This window comes from Ruegeria faecimaris, from assembly GCF_900182615.1.
GTDB lineage: Bacteria > Pseudomonadota > Alphaproteobacteria > Rhodobacterales > Rhodobacteraceae > Ruegeria > Ruegeria faecimaris.
In genome coordinates this window covers 103,612-126,602 of record NZ_FXTE01000003.1, presented here as the reverse complement: position 1 = coordinate 126,602, position 22,991 = coordinate 103,612, and the positions used below count along the sequence as shown (strand labels likewise).

17 protein-coding genes are annotated in these 22,991 nt (G+C 56.3%); 4 read left to right on the top strand and 13 right to left on the bottom strand.

The features are described 5' to 3' along the window. Positions 1 to 45: 45 nt before the first annotated feature. The 13 genes from FN806_RS08825 to FN806_RS08765 form a co-directional block, all read right to left on the bottom strand. On the bottom strand, positions 46 to 1,257 hold the full coding sequence (locus tag FN806_RS08825; RefSeq protein ID WP_142636196.1) for a polysaccharide biosynthesis/export family protein: 1,212 nt from the start codon (positions 1,255 to 1,257) through the stop codon (positions 46 to 48). Then, positions 1,254 to 2,531 (bottom strand): O-antigen ligase family protein, encoded by a 1,278-nt coding sequence (locus FN806_RS08820; protein WP_142636194.1) that lies wholly within the window; start codon positions 2,529 to 2,531, stop codon positions 1,254 to 1,256. The genes FN806_RS08825 and FN806_RS08820 overlap by 4 nt, the downstream gene beginning before the upstream one ends. After that, positions 2,528 to 3,874, bottom strand: a complete 1,347-nt coding sequence (locus FN806_RS08815; RefSeq protein ID WP_142636192.1) for a lipopolysaccharide biosynthesis protein — start codon at positions 3,872 to 3,874, stop codon at positions 2,528 to 2,530. The genes FN806_RS08820 and FN806_RS08815 overlap by 4 nt, the downstream gene beginning before the upstream one ends. A gap of 173 nt (positions 3,875 to 4,047) precedes the next feature. Continuing rightward, positions 4,048 to 5,904: a GumC family protein gene (locus FN806_RS08810; RefSeq protein ID WP_142636190.1), complete on the bottom strand. Its 1,857-nt coding sequence runs from the start codon at positions 5,902 to 5,904 to the stop codon at positions 4,048 to 4,050. 290 nt (positions 5,905 to 6,194) lie between these two features. Further along, positions 6,195 to 7,760 (bottom strand): carbamoyltransferase C-terminal domain-containing protein, encoded by a 1,566-nt coding sequence (locus tag FN806_RS08805; RefSeq protein ID WP_142636188.1) that lies wholly within the window; start codon positions 7,758 to 7,760, stop codon positions 6,195 to 6,197. A gap of 54 nt (positions 7,761 to 7,814) precedes the next feature. Continuing rightward, positions 7,815 to 9,137 carry an alginate O-acetyltransferase AlgX-related protein gene (locus tag FN806_RS08800; protein WP_185956662.1) on the bottom strand — a complete coding sequence of 441 codons (1,323 nt, stop codon included), beginning with the start codon at positions 9,135 to 9,137 and terminating at the stop codon, positions 7,815 to 7,817. Positions 9,138 to 9,741: 604 nt separating this feature from the next. Then, entirely contained in the window at positions 9,742 to 11,958 is a 2,217-nt protein-coding gene (locus FN806_RS08795) for an NADP-dependent isocitrate dehydrogenase (RefSeq protein WP_142636184.1), read from the bottom strand. A gap of 220 nt (positions 11,959 to 12,178) precedes the next feature. Further along, positions 12,179 to 13,204 carry a trans-3-hydroxy-L-proline dehydratase gene (locus FN806_RS08790; RefSeq protein ID WP_142636182.1) on the bottom strand — a complete coding sequence of 342 codons (1,026 nt, stop codon included), beginning with the start codon at positions 13,202 to 13,204 and terminating at the stop codon, positions 12,179 to 12,181. A gap of 11 nt (positions 13,205 to 13,215) precedes the next feature. Beyond that, positions 13,216 to 14,454: an NAD(P)/FAD-dependent oxidoreductase gene (locus FN806_RS08785; protein ID WP_142636180.1), complete on the bottom strand. Its 1,239-nt coding sequence runs from the start codon at positions 14,452 to 14,454 to the stop codon at positions 13,216 to 13,218. Beyond that, on the bottom strand, positions 14,451 to 15,383 hold the full coding sequence (locus tag FN806_RS08780) for a 4-hydroxyproline epimerase (protein WP_142636178.1): 933 nt from the start codon (positions 15,381 to 15,383) through the stop codon (positions 14,451 to 14,453). Before FN806_RS08780 ends, FN806_RS08785 begins: the two co-directional genes overlap by 4 nt. Continuing rightward, entirely contained in the window at positions 15,374 to 16,333 is a 960-nt protein-coding gene (locus tag FN806_RS08775) for a dihydrodipicolinate synthase family protein (RefSeq protein WP_142636176.1), read from the bottom strand. The genes FN806_RS08780 and FN806_RS08775 overlap by 10 nt, the downstream gene beginning before the upstream one ends. 159 nt (positions 16,334 to 16,492) lie before the next feature. Next, positions 16,493 to 17,551, bottom strand: coding sequence for an ABC transporter ATP-binding protein (locus tag FN806_RS08770; protein WP_142636174.1), 1,059 nt, complete (start codon positions 17,549 to 17,551; stop codon positions 16,493 to 16,495). Beyond that, positions 17,548 to 18,354 (bottom strand): IclR family transcriptional regulator, encoded by an 807-nt coding sequence (locus FN806_RS08765; protein WP_142636172.1) that lies wholly within the window; start codon positions 18,352 to 18,354, stop codon positions 17,548 to 17,550. The genes FN806_RS08770 and FN806_RS08765 overlap by 4 nt, the downstream gene beginning before the upstream one ends. A gap of 140 nt (positions 18,355 to 18,494) precedes the next feature. Here FN806_RS08765 and FN806_RS08760 point away from each other — a divergent pair, with 140 nt between their 5' ends. The 4 genes from FN806_RS08760 to melA all read left to right on the top strand — a co-directional run bounded on the left by FN806_RS08760 (position 18,495) and on the right by melA (position 22,985). After that, positions 18,495 to 19,754: an ABC transporter substrate-binding protein gene (locus tag FN806_RS08760; RefSeq protein ID WP_142636170.1), complete on the top strand. Its 1,260-nt coding sequence runs from the start codon at positions 18,495 to 18,497 to the stop codon at positions 19,752 to 19,754. Positions 19,755 to 19,848: 94 nt separating this feature from the next. Further along, complete coding sequence (locus FN806_RS08755) at positions 19,849 to 20,772, top strand: carbohydrate ABC transporter permease (protein ID WP_142636168.1); 924 nt, start codon at positions 19,849 to 19,851, stop codon at positions 20,770 to 20,772. 1 nt (position 20,773) lies between these two features. Continuing rightward, the gene (locus tag FN806_RS08750) at positions 20,774 to 21,622 is read left to right on the top strand and encodes a carbohydrate ABC transporter permease (RefSeq protein ID WP_142636166.1); all 849 of its coding nucleotides are present in this window, start codon (positions 20,774 to 20,776) and stop codon (positions 21,620 to 21,622) included. A gap of 22 nt (positions 21,623 to 21,644) precedes the next feature. After that, positions 21,645 to 22,985 (top strand): alpha-glucosidase/alpha-galactosidase, encoded by a 1,341-nt coding sequence (gene melA, locus FN806_RS08745; RefSeq protein WP_142636164.1) that lies wholly within the window; start codon positions 21,645 to 21,647, stop codon positions 22,983 to 22,985. The last annotated feature ends 6 nt before the right edge of the window (positions 22,986 to 22,991 follow it).

The window sequence follows — 22,991 nt, the reverse complement described above, 5'->3', positions numbered from 1 at the left end:
GGACATCAGAACCGAGCGCTGAACCATAAATCATTGAACTGAAATCTATTGTGTTTGCGTGACGAAGGTTCGAGAAACCGAAAGCGTATCCCCGGGGGACAAGACAGTGTCACCCGAAATCGCCGTTGCGGCTCCTCCGGCCGCGCGGGTGACCGAGTATACGATCACGATCTCTTCGACCGCATCAACCTCTTCAACAACGCCAAGCGCTGCCAGCTCGGCCTGCAGGATTTTCGCGGTGCCCAGCCGGGTCTGCAAATCCTCAAGTTCGATCTGCACCAGATTCAGCCGCACCAGCGCATTCGAGCGCGCGGTATCAAGCAACTCCAGCTCATCGCGTTGCGCGCGGTTCAGCTGTTGCCGGGCCAAGCCCAGAGCGATCTCGATATCCACGCTTTTGCTTTCCAGGTCGTTCAGCGAGTTGGACAGAGATGACACGCGGGAACTGACCGTAAGGCCCTTTTTCTGTAGTGCCAAAGCATCATCCAGATCTTTGCGCGTGATCCCGATCTGATTTGCGCGCAATTCCAGCTGCCGTTCGAGGCTATCGATCTGATCTTTGAGGGTTTCCTGTAGTTGGATGATGCGTTCACCCTGCCCTTCCCGGGCCTGTTGATCCGCTTGCAGAATCTCCCCCTGCAGACCTTGCGGGGGTTCAATTTTGGCATCACCACCGTCCGGGGTTAGTGTTGACAGATCAGCCAGCAGTCGGCGTTGTTCGGCTTGCAAAGCTTCGATCTGTTCATTGTACAACTGAACTTCACCCTGAACCCGCAACCCGGTAAAGTTCGTTCCTACGTCATTTTGCAACGGCAACCGGTATTCCCCGCCCGCAAGCGCCATCGCCTGCTGCGCGGTCAGTTGTGGCCGATAGGGGTACGAGCCTGGAATCTGGACATCCCCCAATATGTATACAGGCAGATGGCCGATGACTTCGATCGCCAGATGAGGCGGTTCTGCCATCCCCACGCGAGTGCGCATCTGAGTTTCCAGCAGCAGTACCAGTTCTTCGGTCGTTCGCCCTTCAGCATGAACCTGACCGGCCAGAGGCACCATCAGCATTCCTCCCGAAGAAAGCGCATATTCACCGGAAACGCCTTGCCAGTTCACAAAAGACGCAACCACCGGATCCCAACGCATCGCACGCAAATTGATCTTGTCCTGCGGTGCCAGAACATATTCCTCGGCCTGAAGCGCACCGATAAAACAAGCCGAAGCCGCGATCACAGAAAGCATCAGTTTTTGCAATAATTTCACGACAATCTCCTAAGTGTATTCGTTGGTCCTAACACCGGCAGGCGCGACACGCTAAGCGCAATGGCAAGGACAAAGGGTACGTTCCAGAACCGGGCATAAAAGGTCGTCGCCCCGGCAAGCAGCACGACATACATCAGCATGGCAACGATGGTCAGTGCCCCGACCGATGGCGAGCGGCCGACAGAAATGGCCATCCAGGCCAAGTATATGCTGGCCAAAATAAAGCCGACCATACCGAGCAGAGAAATCAAGCCACCTTCGGACAGAGTCAGCAAATAGGCCGAATGAACCACGATTCCCTGTTCGCTGGCCAGGCTGTACTGGTTTGCACCCAGCCCGATCAACAAAGTGCCACGGGATACCTCGAAGGCCTCTTGCAGCAGGAATAGCCGGTCCGAGAACGTGCCCGCCTGGCTAATGTCACCTGCAAGAACGGCATTCAGAACTCGTTCGCGAAAGACCTCGGGCAAGAAAAGCTCACCAAAGTTCAGGACCACCAAAACCGCAATCAACGTGCTGGCGATCAGGATCACAACATGACGCGGGGACCCGCTGCTGAGGATAATGGCGACAGTCCCCACTATGGTCACGATCAGACCAGAATTCGAACCGGTCAGAATGACGCCGTAAAACAGGATTGGCAGCACGATCAGCCCCCAGATGCGGCTGCTTTGCTTCTGCAGGATCAGGCTAAGCAGGAAAACGATGGCCATCGCCAGCATGAGCGCGCATTCATTTGCCCGCTCGACCAGCGAAAGCATGCGACCATTGGCGGATACAAACCGGTGTGTCGGGTCTTCCATGAAATTGATTGCATAGATGCCAAACAGCACAACAATGCCCATACCAATAATAAATGCCTTCATCAGAAGGACGATCTGATCAAAGCTTCGATTGCCGATCAGGATTGGCAGCACAATCAAAGAAAAGAAGTACTGAACAAACACGGTCAGCAGCTCGGTCGGATCTCCGTTGATCAACGAACCTATGGTCAGGCCCCCTGTGAAAAACAGGAACGAACTGTACCAGAACCCGCTTGCGGGCCCGAATATCTTAACCGGCAGCTGGCCAGTTGCCAGCATGACAAACCCAGCCAGCACAAAGAAGAAATCCGAGAGGGTGAAATAGACGAAATCCACTCTGAGATAGTTCATCGGCGCCAGGGCTACAGCCGCCATCAGGAAATAGAGAGCTGCCATGTCTACGCTTGGCAAATAGCCGATTCCATTGGTCGGCTTGCCAAAGGAAACTGATTGGGCCGATGCAGGTCTCATGGGCGCACCTGCTCCTTTCCGTGTAATGCAGGGTTCAGCAATGTACGCCGCAAGTGTAACACACACAGCCCTAGCCAGACGGAATTACACAGCACATGCGCCACAGCGGCACCGACCACGCCCAAAACAGAAACCAACGGTGCAATGAGGATCAGAAACAAAATAGTGTTCAACAAACCGATCCGAACCAAAGCCCGGTCTTGCCCCAGGCTCAGCAGTGCAGGGTTCAGCAGTATCCCACCAAGATAAATACCAACCGCGATTGCCTGCACGCGTACGACCGGTACTGCGGGGGCATAATCCACGCCAAAAATCGCAGTAACGATCGGTTCCAGCATCAAGATTACTGGAATCAAGACAAGGGCAATTACCCCCCAGAACCCGGCGCTGAGACCCGTTAGCATTTTTTGCAAACGGTCAAATTCATTTCGGGCGGCAAACCGGGTGAACTCGGGATAGATCGCCTGGCTTAGCGGTCGTCCAAGACGCAGTGCAGCTTCGCCGCACCGTTTCGCGATATGGTAATATCCCACCATCGTCGGTGAAATCAGAACACCCAATATGATCACGTCCAGGCGCTGCGTGGTCTGACGCAAGATGACAGAGAGATTGCTGTTCCAAACAAAGCGCAGAAACCCGGAATTTTCACCCAGAGTTTGTTTTATTCCAAGCATCGGACGGCCATAGCCATTCCGCGACATTTCTCGCAGCCCCGCGGCAAAGGCCAGAACGCCGTCTAAAAGGCTGACAGCAACAAATATCGCGACAAAGCCAGGCAGCCCAAACCCCAGTTGCCAGGCAATCACCCCCAGCACCATCCGCACAGACGCTGCAAAAATATCCAGTTTGGCCAACAGATCGAACCGGTCGAAGGACCGCAACAAAGCCAACCCGGTTGGCCTCAGCGAAACCAGAATTCCCAGCGATGCGACCGGCAGCACCCATGCAAGATCCTGATCCAGCCCCAGCCATCCGGCGATGATCGGTGCGAATGCGATCGCAGCGCCGGCGGCCAATACGCCCCCAACCACGTCAATCAGGACCGACAGCCCGACAAGTCGGCGAAATCGTTCGCGGTCTTCTTCCTCCAGCGCAGTGCTTCCATATCTAATCACCGCCTGCCAGGGCTCAAGATGAAGGAATCGGGAAACGATCCGCGCATAGGCCTCGCCTATTGCCATTACCCCCAAGCCTGCGGCCCCAAGTGCGCGGGCGGCCACCGGCAGAAACACAAGGCCCAGCAAAGCGACTGCTATCTGAGAGGAAAAGATCCATTTCAGATTGCGCAGTAAACGCCGAAGCACAGCAGTCGGGATTGAGGTTGCGCCGGGCTGAGAGGTCATGTCTGACCCACCCGCCCGCCGCACAAACGACCGGCCAATTCCACCCCTTGGCGGCTGCCGGTCATTGGACCACGCCGCAAAAGCGTCGCGGGCGCTGTGCCCTCATATTCGCAAATAAAAACCAATACCCAATCACCAATCTAACAAATCCTACAAGGGTCTGCGAACCGTAATCAGCTGCTTTTCCCAGGCTCATCCGAGTAATGATATGTATAGGCACCATACCCATATTGCCTTTGCTTCCGCATGTTCACACCATTCATGATCGTACCGGAAATCTTGATATTGCTCATCCGCAGCTTTTCGATTGCATCCTTGAGAATTTTTTCGGTGGTCTGCCCCCAGCGCACCACCAAGAACGTACCGTCGACAAGCGGCCCAAGTCGGATCGTGTCATCAATGACCAATGTCGGCGGCGTATCGACCAACACAAGATCGTACTGATTGCGCAACATGCGCCCGTATTCGCCAAGTTGCTGCATCAACTGCTTGCGGGATATTTTTGGACGCAGGTTCAGACTGATCGACGAAACCCCCGGTACCCGTTCGCCATCGACATAAATCTGGCTGGGTTGCACGGCACCGCTAAGCGCGTCCTCGATTTCGACCGGGGCCGCCCCGTTAAGACCCAGTGTTTTTGAGGCACGGCAACGGTGGTTATCCATATCCAACAATAGAACGCGCATCCCATCTGTACCCGCCACTAGGGCCAGCGAAACCGCAACCACGGTCTTGCCTTCTCCAGGAACACCAGAGGTAACCATGACGATGCTGCCGTCATCATTTGTGTTAAACCACATCGTCAAAACACTGCGCAGCGCCTCGACATAAGGCGAGCGGCCCTGATCACGGATAAAGCGCAACAACTCCTGCTGACCATCCGTGTCCGAATCCATCACCGTATCCGGCAGGAAACCCAGATTGGTCAGATCGGTTTGCTGTTCGATCTGGTTTTCGTTGACGATCCGCGTGTTGCTGCCCTCCATCAAAAGGGCGATCACAAATGCCAGAGAGAACCCGACAATCGCGCTGACTGCGACGGCGACTTTGGTATTCGGCCAGAATGCCGAAGTCGGCGCATGAGCAACCGAAACCTGCTGAACCGCCTGGCCAAGAAACTGTTGTTGGGTTTCGAAATCATTCAGCTTTTCAATCGTCGTCTGGTACCGGATCCGAAGAAGCTCTAGCGCGCGTTCCATCCGCAGCAATGCAATTTCCGAACCGGTCCGGCTGCGCAATGCCTGTTCAACAACGGCAATCTGGTCAGCAATTTTGTCGACCTCTTCGCTGCTGGCTCCGTTGATCTCATGCACATCTTTTTGCGAGTTCAGCCGCGCAAGTTCCGACCGAAGCCTACCCGGCACGGATTCATCCGCCAGATTTTCTTCAAGAATAAAGGCCGCCATCTGAAGTTCGTCACGGGTCAGTTCGTCACCCAGTTCATTTACGCGGTCCTTAAGAAAAGAAATGGAAGATGAAAGACCTTGCTGCCGCCGCTGCTGCAGGCGAAGGATAAAGGTTTCTGCAACAGTATTGGCAATATCGGCTGCCAGCTGCGGGTCTTCGGCTGTTGAGATGATCTCAATCGCAAGGCTCTCTCCTTGCCGAAGTACGTTATATGTCGACAGTGTATTGTCGATTACACGATTGCGGATAACGGATATGGATTGCGGATTTGCGGGGTTTTGCGCCCCGGCAAAAGCCTCATTCTCGAACAGGTCCAGCGCCAGGGCGACCTCTGCCGCAAACTCCCGTGACCGCAGGATGTCGATTTCGGTTTCAATCAAAGTGCGGGTCAGCTCGTAGGATTCAAGTTCGACACTGTCGGCGCGGACGCGCATATCCAGAGATGTGAGAACGATTTCGGCGCGGGATTTGTATCTTGGGTCCAGTTGATTGACGACCATAAACGTGCCGACGATCACAGCTGCGGTCACTCCGAGGATCAACTTCAGATGACGGTAAATCATCCGCCATATGCCATCCAGACGCTGCTGGCCAAATTGGTTTGCGATATGGTTTTGATCCATTCTCTATCGTCCCTTGTAGCGACCAAGATCACCGTCGCCTGAAATACAAATCTTTGATGCTGCGCCCATGTTCGAACGAATTCTTATCCTATTGATTGGACAGCTTGGCCATTTTTCCGAGTTTTCTTGTCGTTATTTGCTCAATGTTTCCACACAAGAGACAATAGGCCGGAATCCTTGCTGTTGCAGAAGCTAAGAGGCGGCGTCTTTCAAAGTTTTGCAGACCTGATTCATACGACAAAGTACTTAACCTCCAAAAGTGCGGCGACACCGCAAGCGCGCCAATATTACTAGTTAAACCTGTAAAACGTGTTTCCTGCGACAAAGCCGTCCAGCTTTGCCGATCTTGCATAGTGATGCAGATCACTGGTTTTGTTTATGAACCCCGCTCCGCGAAAGTTCAGTGACGTATTGCACAATACACCCGTGCCCGAAGCCGACTTGAATGCGTTCAGCAGGTCGTAAAAGAAAGCATTCTGATCCCGGCGGACTGTTTGGACCCTTGCTGTCCCGTCTACATGCGTGATCGCGGCCAGGTTCTGATTGGTCACCTTCTGCAGATGCAACATATAAGGCGCGGAGTTTTCCCACTCAAAATGTTGGCTGACATCTTCCTCAAGGCAGGATGGGGCCACGGGGCTTGTATCCGGCCGGTTTTTAGCCCTGTTCAGGCGCACGCGGGTTTCGGCCCGGAACGGGGCCGCCAGAATCGAGCGGTTGCCCAATGCGCGCGGACCGATTTCACAGTTCCCTCTGGCCCAACCGATGATCTCACCGGACATCAACGCATCCGCGACATCGTTCAGACGTAGCTCGCTGACCCGCATGCCGCTACTGTCGATTTTATCATCCACAAAGGACTGTCCGGAATAAACCGTCCAATCCAGCTTTGCCTGGCCCGTATAGTGGCGCATGGCATCAACCGCAGTTCCTATGGCGCAGCCGGAATCACTGCTGCAAGGTGGTACAAATACATCTCGGAACAAGCCGCAATTCTGCCACTTGGTGTTCCAATCGCAGTTCAATCCACATCCGCCGGCAATCACCAGCGGATAACCCTCTGTCAGGTTCTGTTTGGCAAAGGCAAGGAACCGTGAAAAAATCGCATCCGAGAGTTTCTGTGCAAGATTACTGAACTGCTGGCTGTGCATTCCGACATTGAAAAACGGGGAATCGGTCAACCGATCCTTGCGCAGAATTTCGGCCAATGGTTGATCTGACAAAAGATAATCTATCAGCGCATGTTCATCCGCGTCATGTGAACCGGGCTCTGCATAGGCACATGCCGCCATCATCCTCCCGGGATCCTCACGCCGTTGTTCACGCGAAAGCACGGGATAATCGGGATCAACCAGTGCGCTCAGGAATGAATATCGGGCACCTGGCCCGGTCATCACCCGACCAACATGAGACAGCTTTAGATCTTCATCAATCTTGTAGAAATCGCCAAGCGTGTCTTCCCAAACCAACACATAACAAGGTTCACCCTGACGAAACGGAGACATCCCATAAGCGCCCCAAATATGTGCCCTTTCATGGGTCGATGAGAAAAAGTCGATCTCTTTGCCAAAAAAAGTTCGTTTCCCCACGGTCTGAGCACCTTCGCCAATGCCGAAATATCCTGCCCCCGAGGTCGTCACATGTTGTGTTCCGGTCGTTGACCAGCCGCTAAGGGCCAGGATATCAGGCAAGTCCCGGAACCACAGGCCAGAGTCGATAAATGTATCCGGTGTGACTGACGTGTTGCGGGGAAAACTGTCTTTCTCGGATTCATAGGAAAACAGCAGGTTACCGTTTTGGGCATCAATACCCGCAACCGTACCGTCGTGACCCGACTTGAATGACAAAATCTTCATTTCACACCTCAATACCGCGCCTGTTGCGCGGCCCTGGCAAAACACACCAATTCGTTACTGTTCTATCAAATTGCGTTGGCGCAGCCCCTCTGTAATTGCCCGAGCGGCCAGTTCTGCGCCTGCTTCGTTGAAATGAGAATCCGGCGCATAATACGATGCCGGATCCTCTTGCATTTCGATAACATCCGTTAAGTCTATCACGTCCAGCCCGGCCTGCGCAGCCGCATCTTTCACCAATACTCGCAGCGGGTCGTGGATAAAGGGCTGGGCGACCAGACCCATATAGCGACTGACCGTCGGCACATACACGATGACGATCTCACCATCCCATTGTGATGTTATCTGCTTTGCCCGGATCAGAACATCCGCAAATACCGGGTTCTCATCGGTCGCTTTGGGATAGTGAATCCCAAGAATCTCGGCCGTTTTCTGCAATGCCAGAAAGTTCCTGAACACCCGTTGCGCCCGCAGGTAGTCGCCCCAGGATAAAGTGGTCTCTGCCCACCATCCGGATATCACCGGAGCGGTTAATTCCGACTGATCCGGATGCTCGATCGGGCCAAAATCTACAGCCGGGTCGAGTGCTTCGCGCAGCCACGGCTTCTCAAGCTCTCGTTCCAGATTGCGCCAGTCATTGCCCGCAAAGAATGAAAAGATCGTAAGATCGGGCTGAAACTCTGGTCCGTACCGACCCAAAACCGCCAGCTGATACAGCGGGCCAATGCCCCTGTGACCGGTGTTAAGCAGGCTTGGAATGTCCTGACGCAGCTTATCCGCCAGATGCTCACCTTCTCTCAGGCAAAAGCCTTCGGAAAACGAGTCGCCCAGCAGCATCACATTCACATCGTTTTCAAAGACCGAAGGGGGGTTACGGAACCCCAGACGATCAGGCGTGTAGGTCACCGGCTCGCCCAGCACCGAGCACAGCAGCATCTTGTCACCCGGCATCGGTGCCAGATACGCAGATTCCAGCAGCTGAGTATCCAACTCATCGTTCACATGTTTCATCGTCCTGCCGGGCGGCAGGTTTTCCTTGTATTCTTCGACGCTTACGTCATCGCCGACAAACCCGACCAGCCCCAGACGCCCGGGGATTATCTTGATTGTCAGATAGGCCTCGAATGCGAACAGAGCCGCCAACAGGGAAACAGCGCTCACGCCAACTGTCAGCCTGCCTTCGTCTGATAAAAAGACCGCGCATAAGGCCAGCACCAGCCCAATCGCGCCCGGGGCCAGAATGTACCGGATCAGCCGCGCGGTTCCATTGGCAAATTCCGCTGAATTCATCAGCGCGTATGCGACGACCCCAAAGAAATAGAGAGCGGCGACCAGACATAGGATTGACCCGAAACGCGAACTGCGGGTTTTTTCAGTCATTCCATCTGGTCCCTTTCGACCGATATCGACATTTGCCGTCATTAACGGCGAAACCGGGCGAATTCAGTTGAACCGATTTGCGTATCATCGGCAAGCTTTTCTGCGGCGGCCTGAAAAGCGCAGGAAGCAGACGTATCGCCTGACCCTCTGGAATATGAAAAACGCTCAAAAACAACAGGATAAATACACACAGCACACAACACTCGAATACAAAACAAAAACCAGATTTTTTTACCACCGTTATGCCGAAAAGCAAATCACCCGCTCTTTCAACGCCTAGTGGGCGCACGGCGCTATCACATTGCGCGCATAATCCGTCCTTGTACGGCCTATTGTTTCCGAATTCAGTACGGCGACATAGTCCTTTCCGTCGCCGGAGGACAATGATTTTGGCGGGTGTATCGTCAGCGGCACAGCAGACGGATGAATATACGGGAAACCCCTAATATCCAGCCAGCAGGGTTTTGTTACAGTTAACGCAACTACACCGGAGAGGCTTCGGCCTCCCCACTCGCTCAAAAAGGGACTGACTTTGGGGGTCGGTCCCTTTTTAGTTTTTACGTCAGGTTCAGAACCCTGCCCAAATCAGGACAGGGCACCTGGATTACCCGTCAATGATACCATTGAGTGTCGCGCTCGGGCGCATGACTGCTGCAGTCTTGGTCGGGTTGGTGTGATAGTAACCACCCAGATCTGCCGCTGCCCCTTGCGCGTTGGCCAGTTCGGATAGGATCTGCTGTTCTTTCGCGGCCAACTCTGCAGCAATCGGCGCGAACTCGGCGGCCAGATCAGCATCATCGGATTGCGCGGCCAGCGCCTCGGCCCAATAGCGCGCGAACCAATAGTGGCTGTCGCGGTTATCCGGCTGCCCGACTTTGCGGCTGGGCGACTTGTTGTTGTCCAGAATGCCCTGCGTTGCGGCCTCGGCAGCGGCGCCAAGAACTCCGGCTTTGGCGTTGCCTTTGCTGTCGGCCAGGAAATTCAAAGACTCGCCAAGCGCGCAGAACTCACCCATCGAGTCCCAGCGCAGGTGGTTTTCCTCGACCAGCTGCTGCACGTGTTTCGGGGCAGAGCCACCCGCGCCGGTTTCGAACAATCCGCCGCCCTGCATCAGCTTGACGATCGACAGCATCTTGGCCGAGGTGCCCAACTCAAGGATCGGGAACAGGTCGGTCAGATAGTCACGCAGCACGTTGCCGGTGATGGCGATGCTGTCGTTACCGGCGGTGATGGTCTCCAACGACTGGCGGGTCGCCTCACGCGGTGCCAGGATTTGGAACTTGTCCGCCACGCCAGCAGCTTCCAGTGCGGGTTGGACGGATTTGATCAGTTCGGCATCATGGGCCCGGTTTGCGTCCAGCCAGAAGATCGCCTCGGACCCGGTCAGACGCTGACGGTCCATCGCCAGTTGAATCCAGTTCTCAATCGGAGCCTTCTTCACGGTGCAGGCACGCCAGATATCGCCCTTTTCAACCGCATGCTCGTGCAACGTCTCACCATTGGCCAGCACGATGCGAATGGTCCCATTCGCAGGCGCCTGGAATGTTGTCGGGTGGCTGCCGTATTCTTCGGCTTTCTGTGCCATCAGACCCACATTGGCCACAGCTCCGACGGTGGCTGGGTTCAGCGCGCCATTGGCTTTGAAGAATTTGACGGATTCATCATAAATAGACGCATAGCAGCGGTCGGGGATCACACAGTTGGTGTCACCCTTGGACCCGGTTTCGTCCCAACCCTTGCCACCAGCACGGATCACGGCAGGCATCGAGGCGTCGATGATCACATCAGACGGCACGTGCAGGTTGGTGATACCCTTGTCGCTGTCAACCATATACATGGACGGGCGGTCGCCCTTGATCGCGTCAATGGCGGCCATGATATCGGCGTTGCCTGCAACCCGCTCCAGCAGATCGCCCAGACCCGAGTTCGGGTTCACACCCAGCGCATCCAGTTCAGCGCCATAGGCCTCGAATACCGGGGCAAGCCACGCCTTGACCGCATAGCCGAAGATGATCGGGTCGCTGACCTTCATCATTGTGGCCTTCAGGTGAAGCGAGAACATGGTGCCGTCTTTTTTGGTGTCTTCGATGGCCTCGGCCAGGAAAGACGACAGCGCATTGACGGACATGAAGGTCGCATCGGCAACGGTGCCCTCGGCCAGCGGCCAGCCGTCTTTCAGAACCGTAGTACTGCCGTCTTGTCCGACAAATTCGATTTTGGCGTCACCGGCTTGCGCCGCAGTGATGGTGGCCGATTTCTCGTTCGCGTAGAAATCATTGCCGGACATGGACGAGACTTTAGTCTTGCTGTCAGCGGCCCATGTACCCATCGAATGCGGGTTCTTCTGGGCATAATTCTTGACGGCGCGCGCGGCGCGACGGTCGCTGTTACCTTCGCGCAGAACCGGGTTCACAGCAGAACCCTTGATGGCATCATACCGCGCGCGGATCGCTTTTTCTTCATCAGTCGCAGGTTCTTCGGGATAGCTCGGGATGTCATAACCCTGTGCTTGCAGCTCTTCGACGGCGGCCACCAGCTGCGGCACCGAGGCCGAGATGTTGGGCAGCTTGATCACATTGGCATCGGGTGTCTTCACCAACTCACCCAATGCGGCCAGATCATCGGTGATGCGCTGCGCATCTGTCAGCTTTTCGGGGAAGGTCGAAATAATCCGCCCAGCAAGTGAAATATCCTTGGTTCCTACGCTGACACCAGCGGCGGATGCAAACTTGCGAATGATGGGCAGGAATGAGGCGCTGGCCAGTTCGGGCGCTTCGTCTACAATGGTATACAATATGTCGAAGTTCGATTTATCTGCCATATTCTTTTACCTTTTTTAAGCCTTTCGGGGCGTGCGATCCAAGAGTTGGGGCCACGTCGATGTGGCACGTAAGGGACGTTACAAGACTGCCGTCCCGGGATGACTCTGTATTGACAGGGCCTCCCTTAAATGACGTTTGGCTTGGGATCAATCGCCAGAGACCGCGCATTTTGACACGGTTTGCGGAAAATCATCAAAACTGCTTGCCAATGGGCAAAATTCAGACGCCCCAAGTATCGCTGAGCTTATATCCGCCCGGCCAGGGATCGTCCGGGTCAAGCATGTGTTGATGTGTACCGGTAATCCATCCGCGGCCACTGATCTCGGGAATGATCGCGGCACGCCCCCCGATCGTTGTGGCCTCGACGATCTGTCCGGTGAAAGACGAGCCGATGATCGAAACCGCCTGGAAAGTTTGCCCGACTGCCATTTCTCCCTTGGCGGCCATCAAGGCCATGCGGGCAGAAACTGCGGTACCGGTAGGGGACCGATCAACTTTGCCCGGCTGGATCGCCACAGCGGATTTTCCGCGCAGGCCATTTGCGACCCGCTCGGTCGGGCCACAAAAAGCGCAGAATGAAATGTGATTCCAGTCCGGGTTTTCGGGATGCGTAAAACCAATTTGTTCGTTGGCCGCATTGGTGATCGCTACACCCAGCCGCGCAATGTCGCGTGCTTCGTCTTGTACAATGTCGAACCCAAGCGCCGCTGCATCGACGACCACGAAACTGTCGCCCCCATAGGCCGTGTCCACGGTCAGGGCGCCAAGGCCCGGCACTTCAAGCGGAACGGCGAGCCGGTCTACAAAACTGGGCAGGTTCTGCACAAATATGCGCTCGGCCTTGCCATTCCGGCATTCGGCGCGCACCGAGACCAGCCCGCCCGGCGCCTCAAGCGTTAGATGTGTAACCGGTTCCTGCATCGGAATGATCCCGCTATCCAGCAGCACGGTGGCCACACAGATCGAGTTTGAACCAGACATGGGCGGTGTGTCTTCGGGCTCCATGATAATGAACCCGGCATCTGCCTTCGGATGTTTGGGCGGCACCAACAGGTTTACATGACGAAATACACCCCCGCGCGGTTCATTCAGGACAAAGTTGCGCAGGGACTGGTCGCGGGCGATGAACGACCGCTGCTCCCACAAGGTATCACCGGGTGGCGGAAGAACACCGCCGACGATGACGTCGCCAACCTCGCCCTCGGCATGGGCAGAAATGACGTGGAGGGTTTTGATGCTGCGCACGACCCCCTCCCTCAGAACCGGCCAGCAGCAAAGGGGGCTGGCGATATCGGGGGGGCCTGACGGTCAACCATGGCCCCAACAAGCTCGGCCGTGCCTGCGGATTGGGTCAGCCCAAGATGCCCATGGCCGAACGCATAGAACACGCAAGACGCATTTGGAGAAACACCGATGACCGGGATGCTGTCAGGCATCGACGGCCGGAACCCCATCCATTGCGTGCCTCCTTCGGTCTTGAGGCCGGGTAGAAACTCTTCGGCTTTGTGCAATAACGTGTCGGCTCGTTTGAAATTGGGGGCGAGGTTCAGACCGCCCAACTCGACCGCGCCGCCGATCCTGACGCCATTGTTGATCCGGCTGGCAACGAACCCATGCCGCGAGAAGGACAAGTGCATCCGCAGATCAAATGCACCTTCGGGCAGGGTCGTGTTGTATCCACGCTCGGTTTCAAGCGGGAACCGGTCACCAAGAGTTCTAGCGATGTGATGAGACCATGCGCCAGCAGCCACGACCACTTTCGCCGCGTCCACGGGCCCTTCCGCCGTTTCAAGGCGCATGCCACTTTGCTGTGGCACCAACGCCTGAATATCGCGCCGCTCGATCCGACCTTGCCGGCTTTGAAAGGTCTGGGCAAGGCGCTCGACCCATTTCTTGGGATCAACGGTATTCAACCAGTTGGGCGTAAATCCCGCATGAGTGAACCGAGGGCTGAGGCCCGGCTGTTTTTCGGCAATCGCCTGAGGGCTTTCCAGCAATTCAAAGTCGATACCATGCTGGCGGCGCACCTCCCAGGCGGGCAGGCTTGCGCGGTATTCGGCCTCGGATTCATAGAGCTGCATCTGACCGTCGCGCTGCATCATCGCCTCGCCGTCAACCGCTGGGATCAACCGTTCAAGCGCGGCGCTGGACACTTTCATGAGGCTGGCCTGAGCGGCCAACAGCTCGGCATAGCGACCGGGCTGGCTCGCGCGCCAGAAACGGTACATCCAGGGCGCAATCTGCAATGCATATGCAGGCGGGATCGACAACGGCCCCAACGGGTCCAGCAGCCACTTCGGTGCCTTTTTCATGATGCCGGGCGTTGCCAGAGGCTCAACCTCGGAAAAAGCAAAGGCCCCGGCATTTCCGGCCGAGGTCTGCGCGGCGACGCCTTCCTTGTCCAGGACCAACACGGCATGACCCCGGCGCTGTAGTTCCAGCGCAATGGTCATGCCAATCACACCAGCTCCGATGACGACGATCTGCTGGGTCATACCTCAATCCCCGAACGGAATGGATCAGCCGCTTCAAAAATCAACCGCGACTCCGCCATGACATAGGCCTGCCCGGTGATCGAGGGGATAACACCGCCATTGGACCCAGCCTGATAGGACAAGCGATAGGTGCTGCCGATCACACTTTGCTGGACTATTTCCTGCCCCGGGGCCAATAGACCCTCAGCGGCCAGACAGGCCAGCCGAGCAGAGCTGCCGGTGCCACAGGGCGACCGGTCGTAATTGTCATCCGGGCACAGAACAAAGTTGCGGCTGTGAATCGCGTGCTCGGGCGATGCGTCCTGAAAGATTACATGATCAATCGGTTCACCCTGCTCGCCCCCAACCCCCTGCGCGATCGAGGCTTTGCGGATAGCAACGGCCCTATCGGTCAGTTCCCGAATATTGGCCGGAATAACGGAAAGCGGGCTTGGATCGACGATAAAGAACCAGTTTCCACCATAGGCCACATCCCCTGCAACCTCACCGAAACCGGGCACATGAAGTGAAATGTCGCTGTGAACGCGGCGGCTTTCGATATTCGTGACCGTGACAGTATTGGCATCGTGCAGTTCGACCGTGACAACTCCGGCTGGCGTTTCGATCCGATGTATTCCAACATCGATCCGACCAAGATGCGCCAGCGTCACGGTCAGGCCAATGGTTCCGTGGCCGCACATTCCCAAAACAGCATCGACATCAAAATAGATCACGCCGGTGACACAGGTTGGATCAACCGGTTCCACCAACAAGGCCGCGACCATAGCCGGTTGTCCGCGCGGTTCAAGCATGACCGAACGATAGAAATCCCTGTATTCGGTGTCCAGCCGCCGGGCGCGTTCAGCCAGAGGGCCAGAGCCCAGATCTGGTGCGCCATCGAGGATGACCCGGGTCGGTTCTCCTCCGGTGTGGCTGTCGATCACATGCATTCTGCGATCACCCCACCTTGTTTCACCCAATCGGCGAACCAAGCCCCAAACAACGCGTATTGCTGTTCGCAATAATTCCGCTGTGCATCTGTCAGGGCATCAGTTTCATTGAAATGCAGGCGGTATTCCTCTTCCCCGTTCAACACCAGAAGATGCTTGTAATAAAGCACAAGATCCGGACCCTCATCAAAGCTGGACAGCACCTGAATGGCCTCGGTCAGTTCTTGCGCCCGTAACCGGGCTTCGGCATCGCCCCGCGCGGCCTTTTGAGAAAGCGCAGCCAACAGCAACGCCTCACGTGGGAGGGCCGTTCCAATCCCGGTGATCGAACCGGTTGCACCACAGTTGACGAAACCGTGGTAAACCTCGGTGTCCACACCCACCATCAACGTCACATCATCATCCTGACTGGTGATGTTTTCCGCAGCATAGCGCAGATCGTCCTTGCCTCCGAATTCCTTGAACCCAATGAGGTTAGGGTGTTCGGCGCGCAGGGCAAAGAACAGATCAGCCTTTGTTGCGAAACCATAATATGGGCTGTTGTAGATAATTGCCGGCACGTCAGGCGCAGCGGACAGGATTGCCTTGAAATGGTTCTTTTGCGCAGTTGATGAGCTCCCGCGGGACAGAACCCGGGGAATGACCATCAACCCGACAGCGCCGACCTTTTGCGCATGTGCAGCGTGGGCCTCGGCGGATTTGGTGTTGATTGCCCCGGTTCCGACCACAACCGGCAGCCCGGCATCCACCAGACGTTCCACCCCTTCCATGCGCTGCGCATCCGTCAAAAGCGGCCAGTCGCCCATGGATCCGCAATAGACAACCGCAGACATGCCTGCGTCGATCATTTGCTTGCCCTTCCGAACAAGTGCGTTGAAATCCGGCTGCCTATCCGCCGAGCAAGGGGTCATGAGCGCGGGCATCGTACCGCTAAATACATTGGTCGACATACGGTGCTATCCTCTAGTTACAGGGGTCCAGATAGGCGTCAGGCGCCCGTTTTCACGCGATAACGGATATTGGATACAAAATCCATATATAATTCGACGCAAAAAGCCCGCGTTGGACCTTTCGTCTGACGCGGGTGTTTTTGACTGTCTAAACGGCAATTATCTCAACCGCAGGCCGGTTTCAGGATCAAACAGCATGGTGCGTTCCGGGCGGATCGAAATACCGATGCGTGTACCCTGCTTACTGCGCTCGTCTTCGCGCTCTTCAACGATCAGCTTGTCGCCATTCGATGTCAGCAAATAGGAATAGCTGACGCCGCCAAGCGCCTCGGTCAGATCAACGGTGCAGGTATCGCCCGACCGATCAACCTGAATATGTTCGGGGCGGATACCCAGCGTGACCCGAGATAGACCCAAAGGAACCGATGCTGGGACGGGCAGAGGCTGAGTGATCGCCGGATGAGTCACCTGACCATCAACGATGTCGCAATCCAGAAAGTTCATGGCAGGCGAGCCAATGAACCCTGCTACAAACTTGTTATCTGGATCCCGATACAGATCCATCGGCGCACCGACCTGTTCGATCCGACCATCTCGCAGCACCACGATCTTATCGGCCATGGTCATCGCCTCGACCTGATCGTGAGTCACATAGATCATGGTCGCGCCAATTTCATTGTGAAGCCGGGCAATTTCCACACGCATCTCAACGCGCAATTCGGCGTCCAGGTTGGACAGAGGTTCGTCGAACAGAAACACCTCGGGGCCGCGCACAATCGCACGCCCGATGGCAACGCGTTGGCGCTGACCACCCGACAGAGCCTTGGGTTTGCGTTTCAGATACTGGTCCAGCTTCAGGATACCCGAGGCTTCCTGAACCTTCCTGTCGATCTCGGCTTTTGCCACGCCGTTCATCCGCAGGCCAAACCCCATATTCTCGGCCACAGTCATATGCGGGTACAGGGCATAGGTCTGGAACACCATCGCCACGCCCCGTTTCGCCGGGTCCTGATGCGTCACCTCACGCGCCCCGATGTAAATCTGGCCCTCGGTCGTTTCCTCAAGCCCTGCGATCATCCGCAATAAAGTGGATTTTCCACATCCCGATGGGCCGACAAAGACACAGAATTCACCATCCTCGATTTCGAGGTCGATCCCGTGAATCACCTGTGTCTGGCCATACCGCTTAATCGTTTGGTTCAGAGTTACTCCGGTCATGTCGCTTGTATCCTGTCCTTCTGGCCATCGGGGCGTGTTTCAGGGAACCGCCAGGCCTGAGCTTCGGCCGCGATTTGTTCGGCCACCCGGCGCACGCGGGGAATCCAAGCCTCGAGCTGGTCGAAATTCATCCGCTCAGTCGAGCCGGTCACCGAAACTGCACCCAGCATCCGCCCGCCCGGCGTTCGGATCGGGCAGGCAACACAAATGATCCCCGTCTCGTGTTCTTCATCATCCAGGGCGTAGCCCCGGCTGCGGATCAGTTCCAGATCGGACCGCAGCGCAGCTTCCGAAGCTAGGGTCTTTTCCGTAAACCGGTGAAAGCTTTGCTGTGAGATCACCTTGTTCAGCTCGGCCTCATCCAGAAAGGCCATCATCGCCTTGCCCACACCCGTACAATAGGCCGGTCCGACCTTGCCCGCCTGTGAATACATCTCAACCGGCTGGGCGGCATTGCGCTTATCGACATACAGAACCTGACCAGAATCGAGCTGCGCCAGATGCACAGTCTCGCCCGTTTCACCGCTGAGCGTATCAAGAAACGGCCTTGCGATCGGCGCCAGTGAGCTTTGCGTCCACGCGGCATGGGCAAGTCGAACCAGCCGCAAACCCGGCGCATAGGTCTGCCTGTCCGGGTCATAGGACAACATCCCCTGATTGGTAAGGGATTGCAGAAACCGATACAGCGTTGCTTTGGGAAAGCGGCTGCTTTCCAGCAGTTCCGCAAAGCGAACTGGCCGCTGAAACGCGGCCACCTGATCCAGCACGTCACATGCTTTCCCTATCGTTCCATCACCTGCCACGGGCGCTCTGTCTCCTCGGATTAACCTGCGGCCTCAGCCAAGAGGGTCTTGACAAGACTAACCGAGTCGATGTGTAGTTTTCAACATATAAAACTAAGTTCCAGTATATGGAACTAAAATGGAAGCTAAGGGAGGAAACCATGCATTCCATCTACAAGCGCACCACGGCCGCGCTGGCCATGAGCGTTGCACTTGCTGTTCCCGCCTCTGCCGAGCTTACCGGCGAATTGCGGATATTCCTGGACACATCGAACCCGGCACCCCGGGCCACGATGGAAGCAATGATCGACAGATTTCAGCAACAGCATCCGGATTTGGCCATCGAGACAACGGTGATCGACCGCGAGGCCTACAAAACCCAGATCCGCAACTTCTTGACTGCGGATACGCCGGATGTCGCCACGTGGTACGCGGCGAATCGGATGAAACCCTATGTCGAGGCTGGCCTGTTCGAAGACGTCTCGGACCTGTGGGCGGAACCTGCGATTGCGGACAATCTGGCCTCAACCAAAGGTGCGATGACGATCGACGGCAAACAGTGGGGCGTGCCCTACACCTACTATCAGTGGGGCGTTTATTATCGCAAAGACATCTTTGACGAGCTGGGCCTGACCGAGCCCGCAACCTGGGAAGAAGAGCTGGCGAATTGCCAAAAGATCGTCGATTCCGGTCGCGCCTGCTATACGATCGGCACCAAGTTCCTGTGGACTGCCGGTGGCTGGTTCGACTACCTGAACATGCGCACCAACGGCTATGACTTCCACAACCAGCTGGCCAATGGTGAAATCAGCTGGGAGGATGACCGGGTCAAGCAGACCTTCGCCAACTGGAAACAGCTGATCGATATGGGTGCCTTCATCGACAACCACCAGACCTATAGCTGGCAAGAAGCTCTGCCCTTCATGGTCAACGGTGATGCGGCGGCTTATCTGATGGGCAACTTCGCCGTGGCGCCGCTGCGTGAGGCGGGCCTGAGTGACGACCAGCTGGACTTCTACCAGTTTGTTGCCATCAACCCCGATGTCGAACTGGCCGAAGATGCACCGACCGACACGTTCCACATCCCGTCAAACGCGGCGAACAAAGAAGCCGCCCGTGAATTCCTGCGCTTCGTTGTGTCTGCGGATGAACAGACCGAGATCAACAATGGCTCGAATCTCGGCCAGTTGCCGGTCAATGCTCAGTCCTCGGTAGATGCCGACAAGTTCCTGCAGCAGGGCTTTACCATGCTGTCGTCAAACAGCCCGGGCGGAGTCGCCCAGTTCTGGGACCGCGACGCACCGGCAGAAATGGCCAAGGCGTCGATGGAAGGCTTCCAGGAATTCATGGTCAAGCCAGACAATGCGGACAAAATCCTGGCCAAACTCGAACGGGCGCGTCAGCGCATCTACGACAACTGAACCGGTCAGGATTGGCAAAGCCAATCCTGAGCCATGACCTGCGTAAGGCGGGTATCAACCCGCCTTACTCCGCCTACCAGAACCGGGGACGCCCATGACCGCCGTCGATACCCACGAACAAGAAAGCTGGTTCCACCGAAACCAACAGCGCATCGCGCCCTGGTTATTTTTGGCCCCAGGCCTGTTGTTCTTTATGGTCTATGTGATCATTCCGGTCTTTCAGTCCTTCAACCTGTCGCTTTACGAATGGGACGGCCTGGGGGCTGCCGAATATGTCGGCTTTCGCAATTATGAAGACCTGTATTGGGAATGGTCGGACCGGGACGCCTTTTATATCTCGCTCAAAAACAACCTGATCTGGTTGCTGCTCTATCTGGCGGCGATTCCGGCGGGTTTGTTCATCGCGCTGTTCCTGAACCAGACGGTCTGGGGCATTCGCCTGTATAAATCCCTGTTTTTCTTCCCCTTTGTGATTTCTCAGGTGGTCGTTGGCCTTGTGTTCACATGGTTCTACGATCCCACATTCGGCCTGCTGAACGAATTCCTCGGATTCTTTGGCATGGGCCCGGTGAACGTGCTGGGTGACGAGCGTTTCGTCACCTATGGCATCATCTTTGCTGGCCTCTGGCCACAAACCGCCTATTGCATGATCCTGTACCTGACCGGCCTCAACGCCGTGGACCCCGAACAGATCGAAGCCGGGCGGCTGGACGGTGCCAAGAGCTGGCGGATGTTGTGGCATATCATCCTGCCGCAATTGCGCCCTGCCACCTTCATTGCCTTTGTCGTCACCATCATTGGCGCGCTTCGCAGCTTTGACCTGATCTCAATCATGACACAGGGCGGTCCGTTCGGATCATCGCGCGTGCTGGCCTATTACATGTTCGAGGTCGCCTTGTCCGAATACGGATTCCGCATGGGATATGGCGCAGCTATCGCGGTGATCCTGTTCCTGATCATGCTGTGTTTCATCGGTTATTTCCTGTGGTCGATGTACCGCGAAGAAAGGGGGCACTGAGATGTTTCCCAAGCCAATCGAAAAACAACCTCGTGCAGCGCAGATCACCTATCAGGCGTTGCTGCCGCTGGCCTTGCTTTTGTGGCTCGGGCCGTTGCTGGCCGTCGCCCTGTTCTCGGTCAAACCCGCCGCGGATTTCACCAATGCCAACTACTGGGGGATGCCGTCCAGCTTTGAGGGCGCATTCAACTATGGGCAGGTGTTTTTCAATTCGGATATGCCGCGCTATCTGATGAATTCCTTTCTGATCACCGTTCCTACGGTCATCGGGTGCGTCGCGCTCAGCAGCATGACGGGGTTTGCACTCGGCATCTACAAATTCAAATCGAACCTTTGGATCTTCTTCCTGTTCGTAGCGGGCAATTTCGTGCCTTTCCAAATCCTCATGGTGCCCGTGCGCGACCTGACGCTGGACCTGGGCTTGTACAACACCAAGACCGGGCTGGTCTTGTTCCACATCGCGTTCCAGACCGGGTTTTGCACCCTGTTCATGCGGAATTTCATCCGCGCCCTGCCCTTTGAACTGATCGAGGCGGCGCGGGTCGAAGGGATCAGTGAATGGCGTATCTTCTGGTACGTGGTGCTGCCGCTGATGAAGCCCGCCATTGCGGCGCTCAGTGTCCTGATCTTTACCTTCATCTGGAACGACTATTTCTGGGCTGTAGTGCTGACGCAAGGTGCTGAGAGCCAGCCTGTAACCGCAGGGATCACCAGCTTTAACGCGCAGTTCCGCGCCGCCTATCAGCTGATGAGTGCCGGTTCCATTGTCGCGGCGCTGCCGCCAGTTGCCATGTTCTTCCTGATGCAGAAACATTTTATCGCGGGCCTGACACTCGGTGCCGTGAAATAACATCAAGCTAAAGGTTTGCCTGATGACCAAAATCACTTTTATCGGGGCCGGTTCCACGATCTTCATGCGCAATATCGTGGGCGATGCCCTTTTGACCCCCGCCCTGGCCGACAGCCATTTTGCCTTAATGGATATCGACACACAGCGCCTGGCTGAGAGCGAATCCGTGGCCCGCGCCATGGTGCGCTCGGTCGGCACGGGGGCCACCATAACCACCCACACCGATCGACGCGCCGCATTGGAGGGGGCGGATTTCGTGATTACCGCCTTTCAGATCGGAGGGTATGACCCCTGCACAGTGACTGACTTCGAGATCCCCAAGCAATATGGCCTGCGTCAGACCATCGCCGATACGCTGGGCGTAGGAGGGATCATGCGCGGGTTACGCACCGTTCCGGTCCTGTGGGACGTGGCCCAGGACATGATGCAGCTCTGCCCCAACGCGACGCTGTTGCAATATGTGAACCCGATGGCGATCAACACGTGGGCTTTGGCCGAACGGTTTCCGACATTGAAACATGTCGGCCTGTGCCATTCGGTGCAAAATACGGTCGAGGAACTGGCCCATGATCTGGACCTGCCCAAGCACGAGTTTCGCTATAAGGTCGCAGGCGTCAACCATGTGGCTTTCTTCCTCAAGCTCGAGCATCGGGGCCGCGATCTCTATCCTGCGCTCCGACAGGGCTATGCCGGTGGACAACTGCCGAAACCGCCCCTTTTGATGCCACGCTGCCCCAACAAGGTCCGGTACGAAGTGATGGAGCATCTGGGCTATTTCTGCACCGAAAGCTCGGAACATCTGGCCGAATATGTGCCCTGGTTCATCAAGGACGGGCGCGACGATCTGATCGAGCAGTTCTCGATCCCGCTGGATGAATATCCCACCCGCTGCGTCGAGCAGGTCGAGGACTGGAAAGAACAGGCCAAGACCCTGACCGACGGGCGTGCGGTTGGGGTGTGCCGCAGCCACGAATTCGCGGCGGATCTGATGAACGCCATCGTGACCAATATGCCCTACACCGCCTATGGCAACCTGCCCAATACCGGCCAGATCCCGCAACTGCCCTTGGGGGCTGCTGTGGAAACGCCGTGCCTGGTGGACAGCAACGGGGTGCAACCCTCGGTCGTGACCGACATCCCACCGCAGCTGATTGCGCTGATGCGCACCCAGATCAACGTGCAGGAACTGACCGTGCGGGCGCTGACCGACCAGAACCCCGAATACATATACCACGCCGCCATGATGGACCCACACACAGCCGCCGAGCTCGACCTGCGACAGATCCGCAATCTGGTTAGCGATCTTTTGATCGCGCATGCGGATTGGTTGCCAGGCTGGTGCAAACCGGCCAAAGCGGCATGACCAAAT

Bases quoted from the DNA above. Each gene is read 5' to 3' on its own strand.
- melA (WP_142636164.1), top strand. From the start codon at position 21,645: ATGACCAAAATCACTTTTATCGGGGCCGGTTCCACGATCTTCATGCGC.
- FN806_RS08770 (WP_142636174.1), bottom strand. From the start codon at position 17,551: ATGACCGGAGTAACTCTGAACCAAACGATTAAGCGGTATGGCCAGACA.
- FN806_RS08805 (WP_142636188.1), bottom strand. From the start codon at position 7,760: ATGAAGATTTTGTCATTCAAGTCGGGTCACGACGGTACGGTTGCGGGT.
- FN806_RS08750 (WP_142636166.1), top strand. From the start codon at position 20,774: ATGTTTCCCAAGCCAATCGAAAAACAACCTCGTGCAGCGCAGATCACC.
- FN806_RS08755 (WP_142636168.1), top strand. From the start codon at position 19,849: ATGACCGCCGTCGATACCCACGAACAAGAAAGCTGGTTCCACCGAAAC.
- FN806_RS08820 (WP_142636194.1), bottom strand. From the start codon at position 2,531: ATGAGACCTGCATCGGCCCAATCAGTTTCCTTTGGCAAGCCGACCAAT.
- FN806_RS08760 (WP_142636170.1), top strand. From the start codon at position 18,495: ATGCATTCCATCTACAAGCGCACCACGGCCGCGCTGGCCATGAGCGTT.
- FN806_RS08815 (WP_142636192.1), bottom strand. From the start codon at position 3,874: ATGACCTCTCAGCCCGGCGCAACCTCAATCCCGACTGCTGTGCTTCGG.
- FN806_RS08775 (WP_142636176.1), bottom strand. From the start codon at position 16,333: ATGTCGACCAATGTATTTAGCGGTACGATGCCCGCGCTCATGACCCCT.
- FN806_RS08785 (WP_142636180.1), bottom strand. From the start codon at position 14,454: ATGACCCAGCAGATCGTCGTCATCGGAGCTGGTGTGATTGGCATGACC.
- FN806_RS08780 (WP_142636178.1), bottom strand. From the start codon at position 15,383: ATGCATGTGATCGACAGCCACACCGGAGGAGAACCGACCCGGGTCATC.
- FN806_RS08810 (WP_142636190.1), bottom strand. From the start codon at position 5,904: ATGGATCAAAACCATATCGCAAACCAATTTGGCCAGCAGCGTCTGGAT.
- FN806_RS08800 (WP_185956662.1), bottom strand. From the start codon at position 9,137: ATGACTGAAAAAACCCGCAGTTCGCGTTTCGGGTCAATCCTATGTCTG.
- FN806_RS08795 (WP_142636184.1), bottom strand. From the start codon at position 11,958: ATGGCAGATAAATCGAACTTCGACATATTGTATACCATTGTAGACGAA.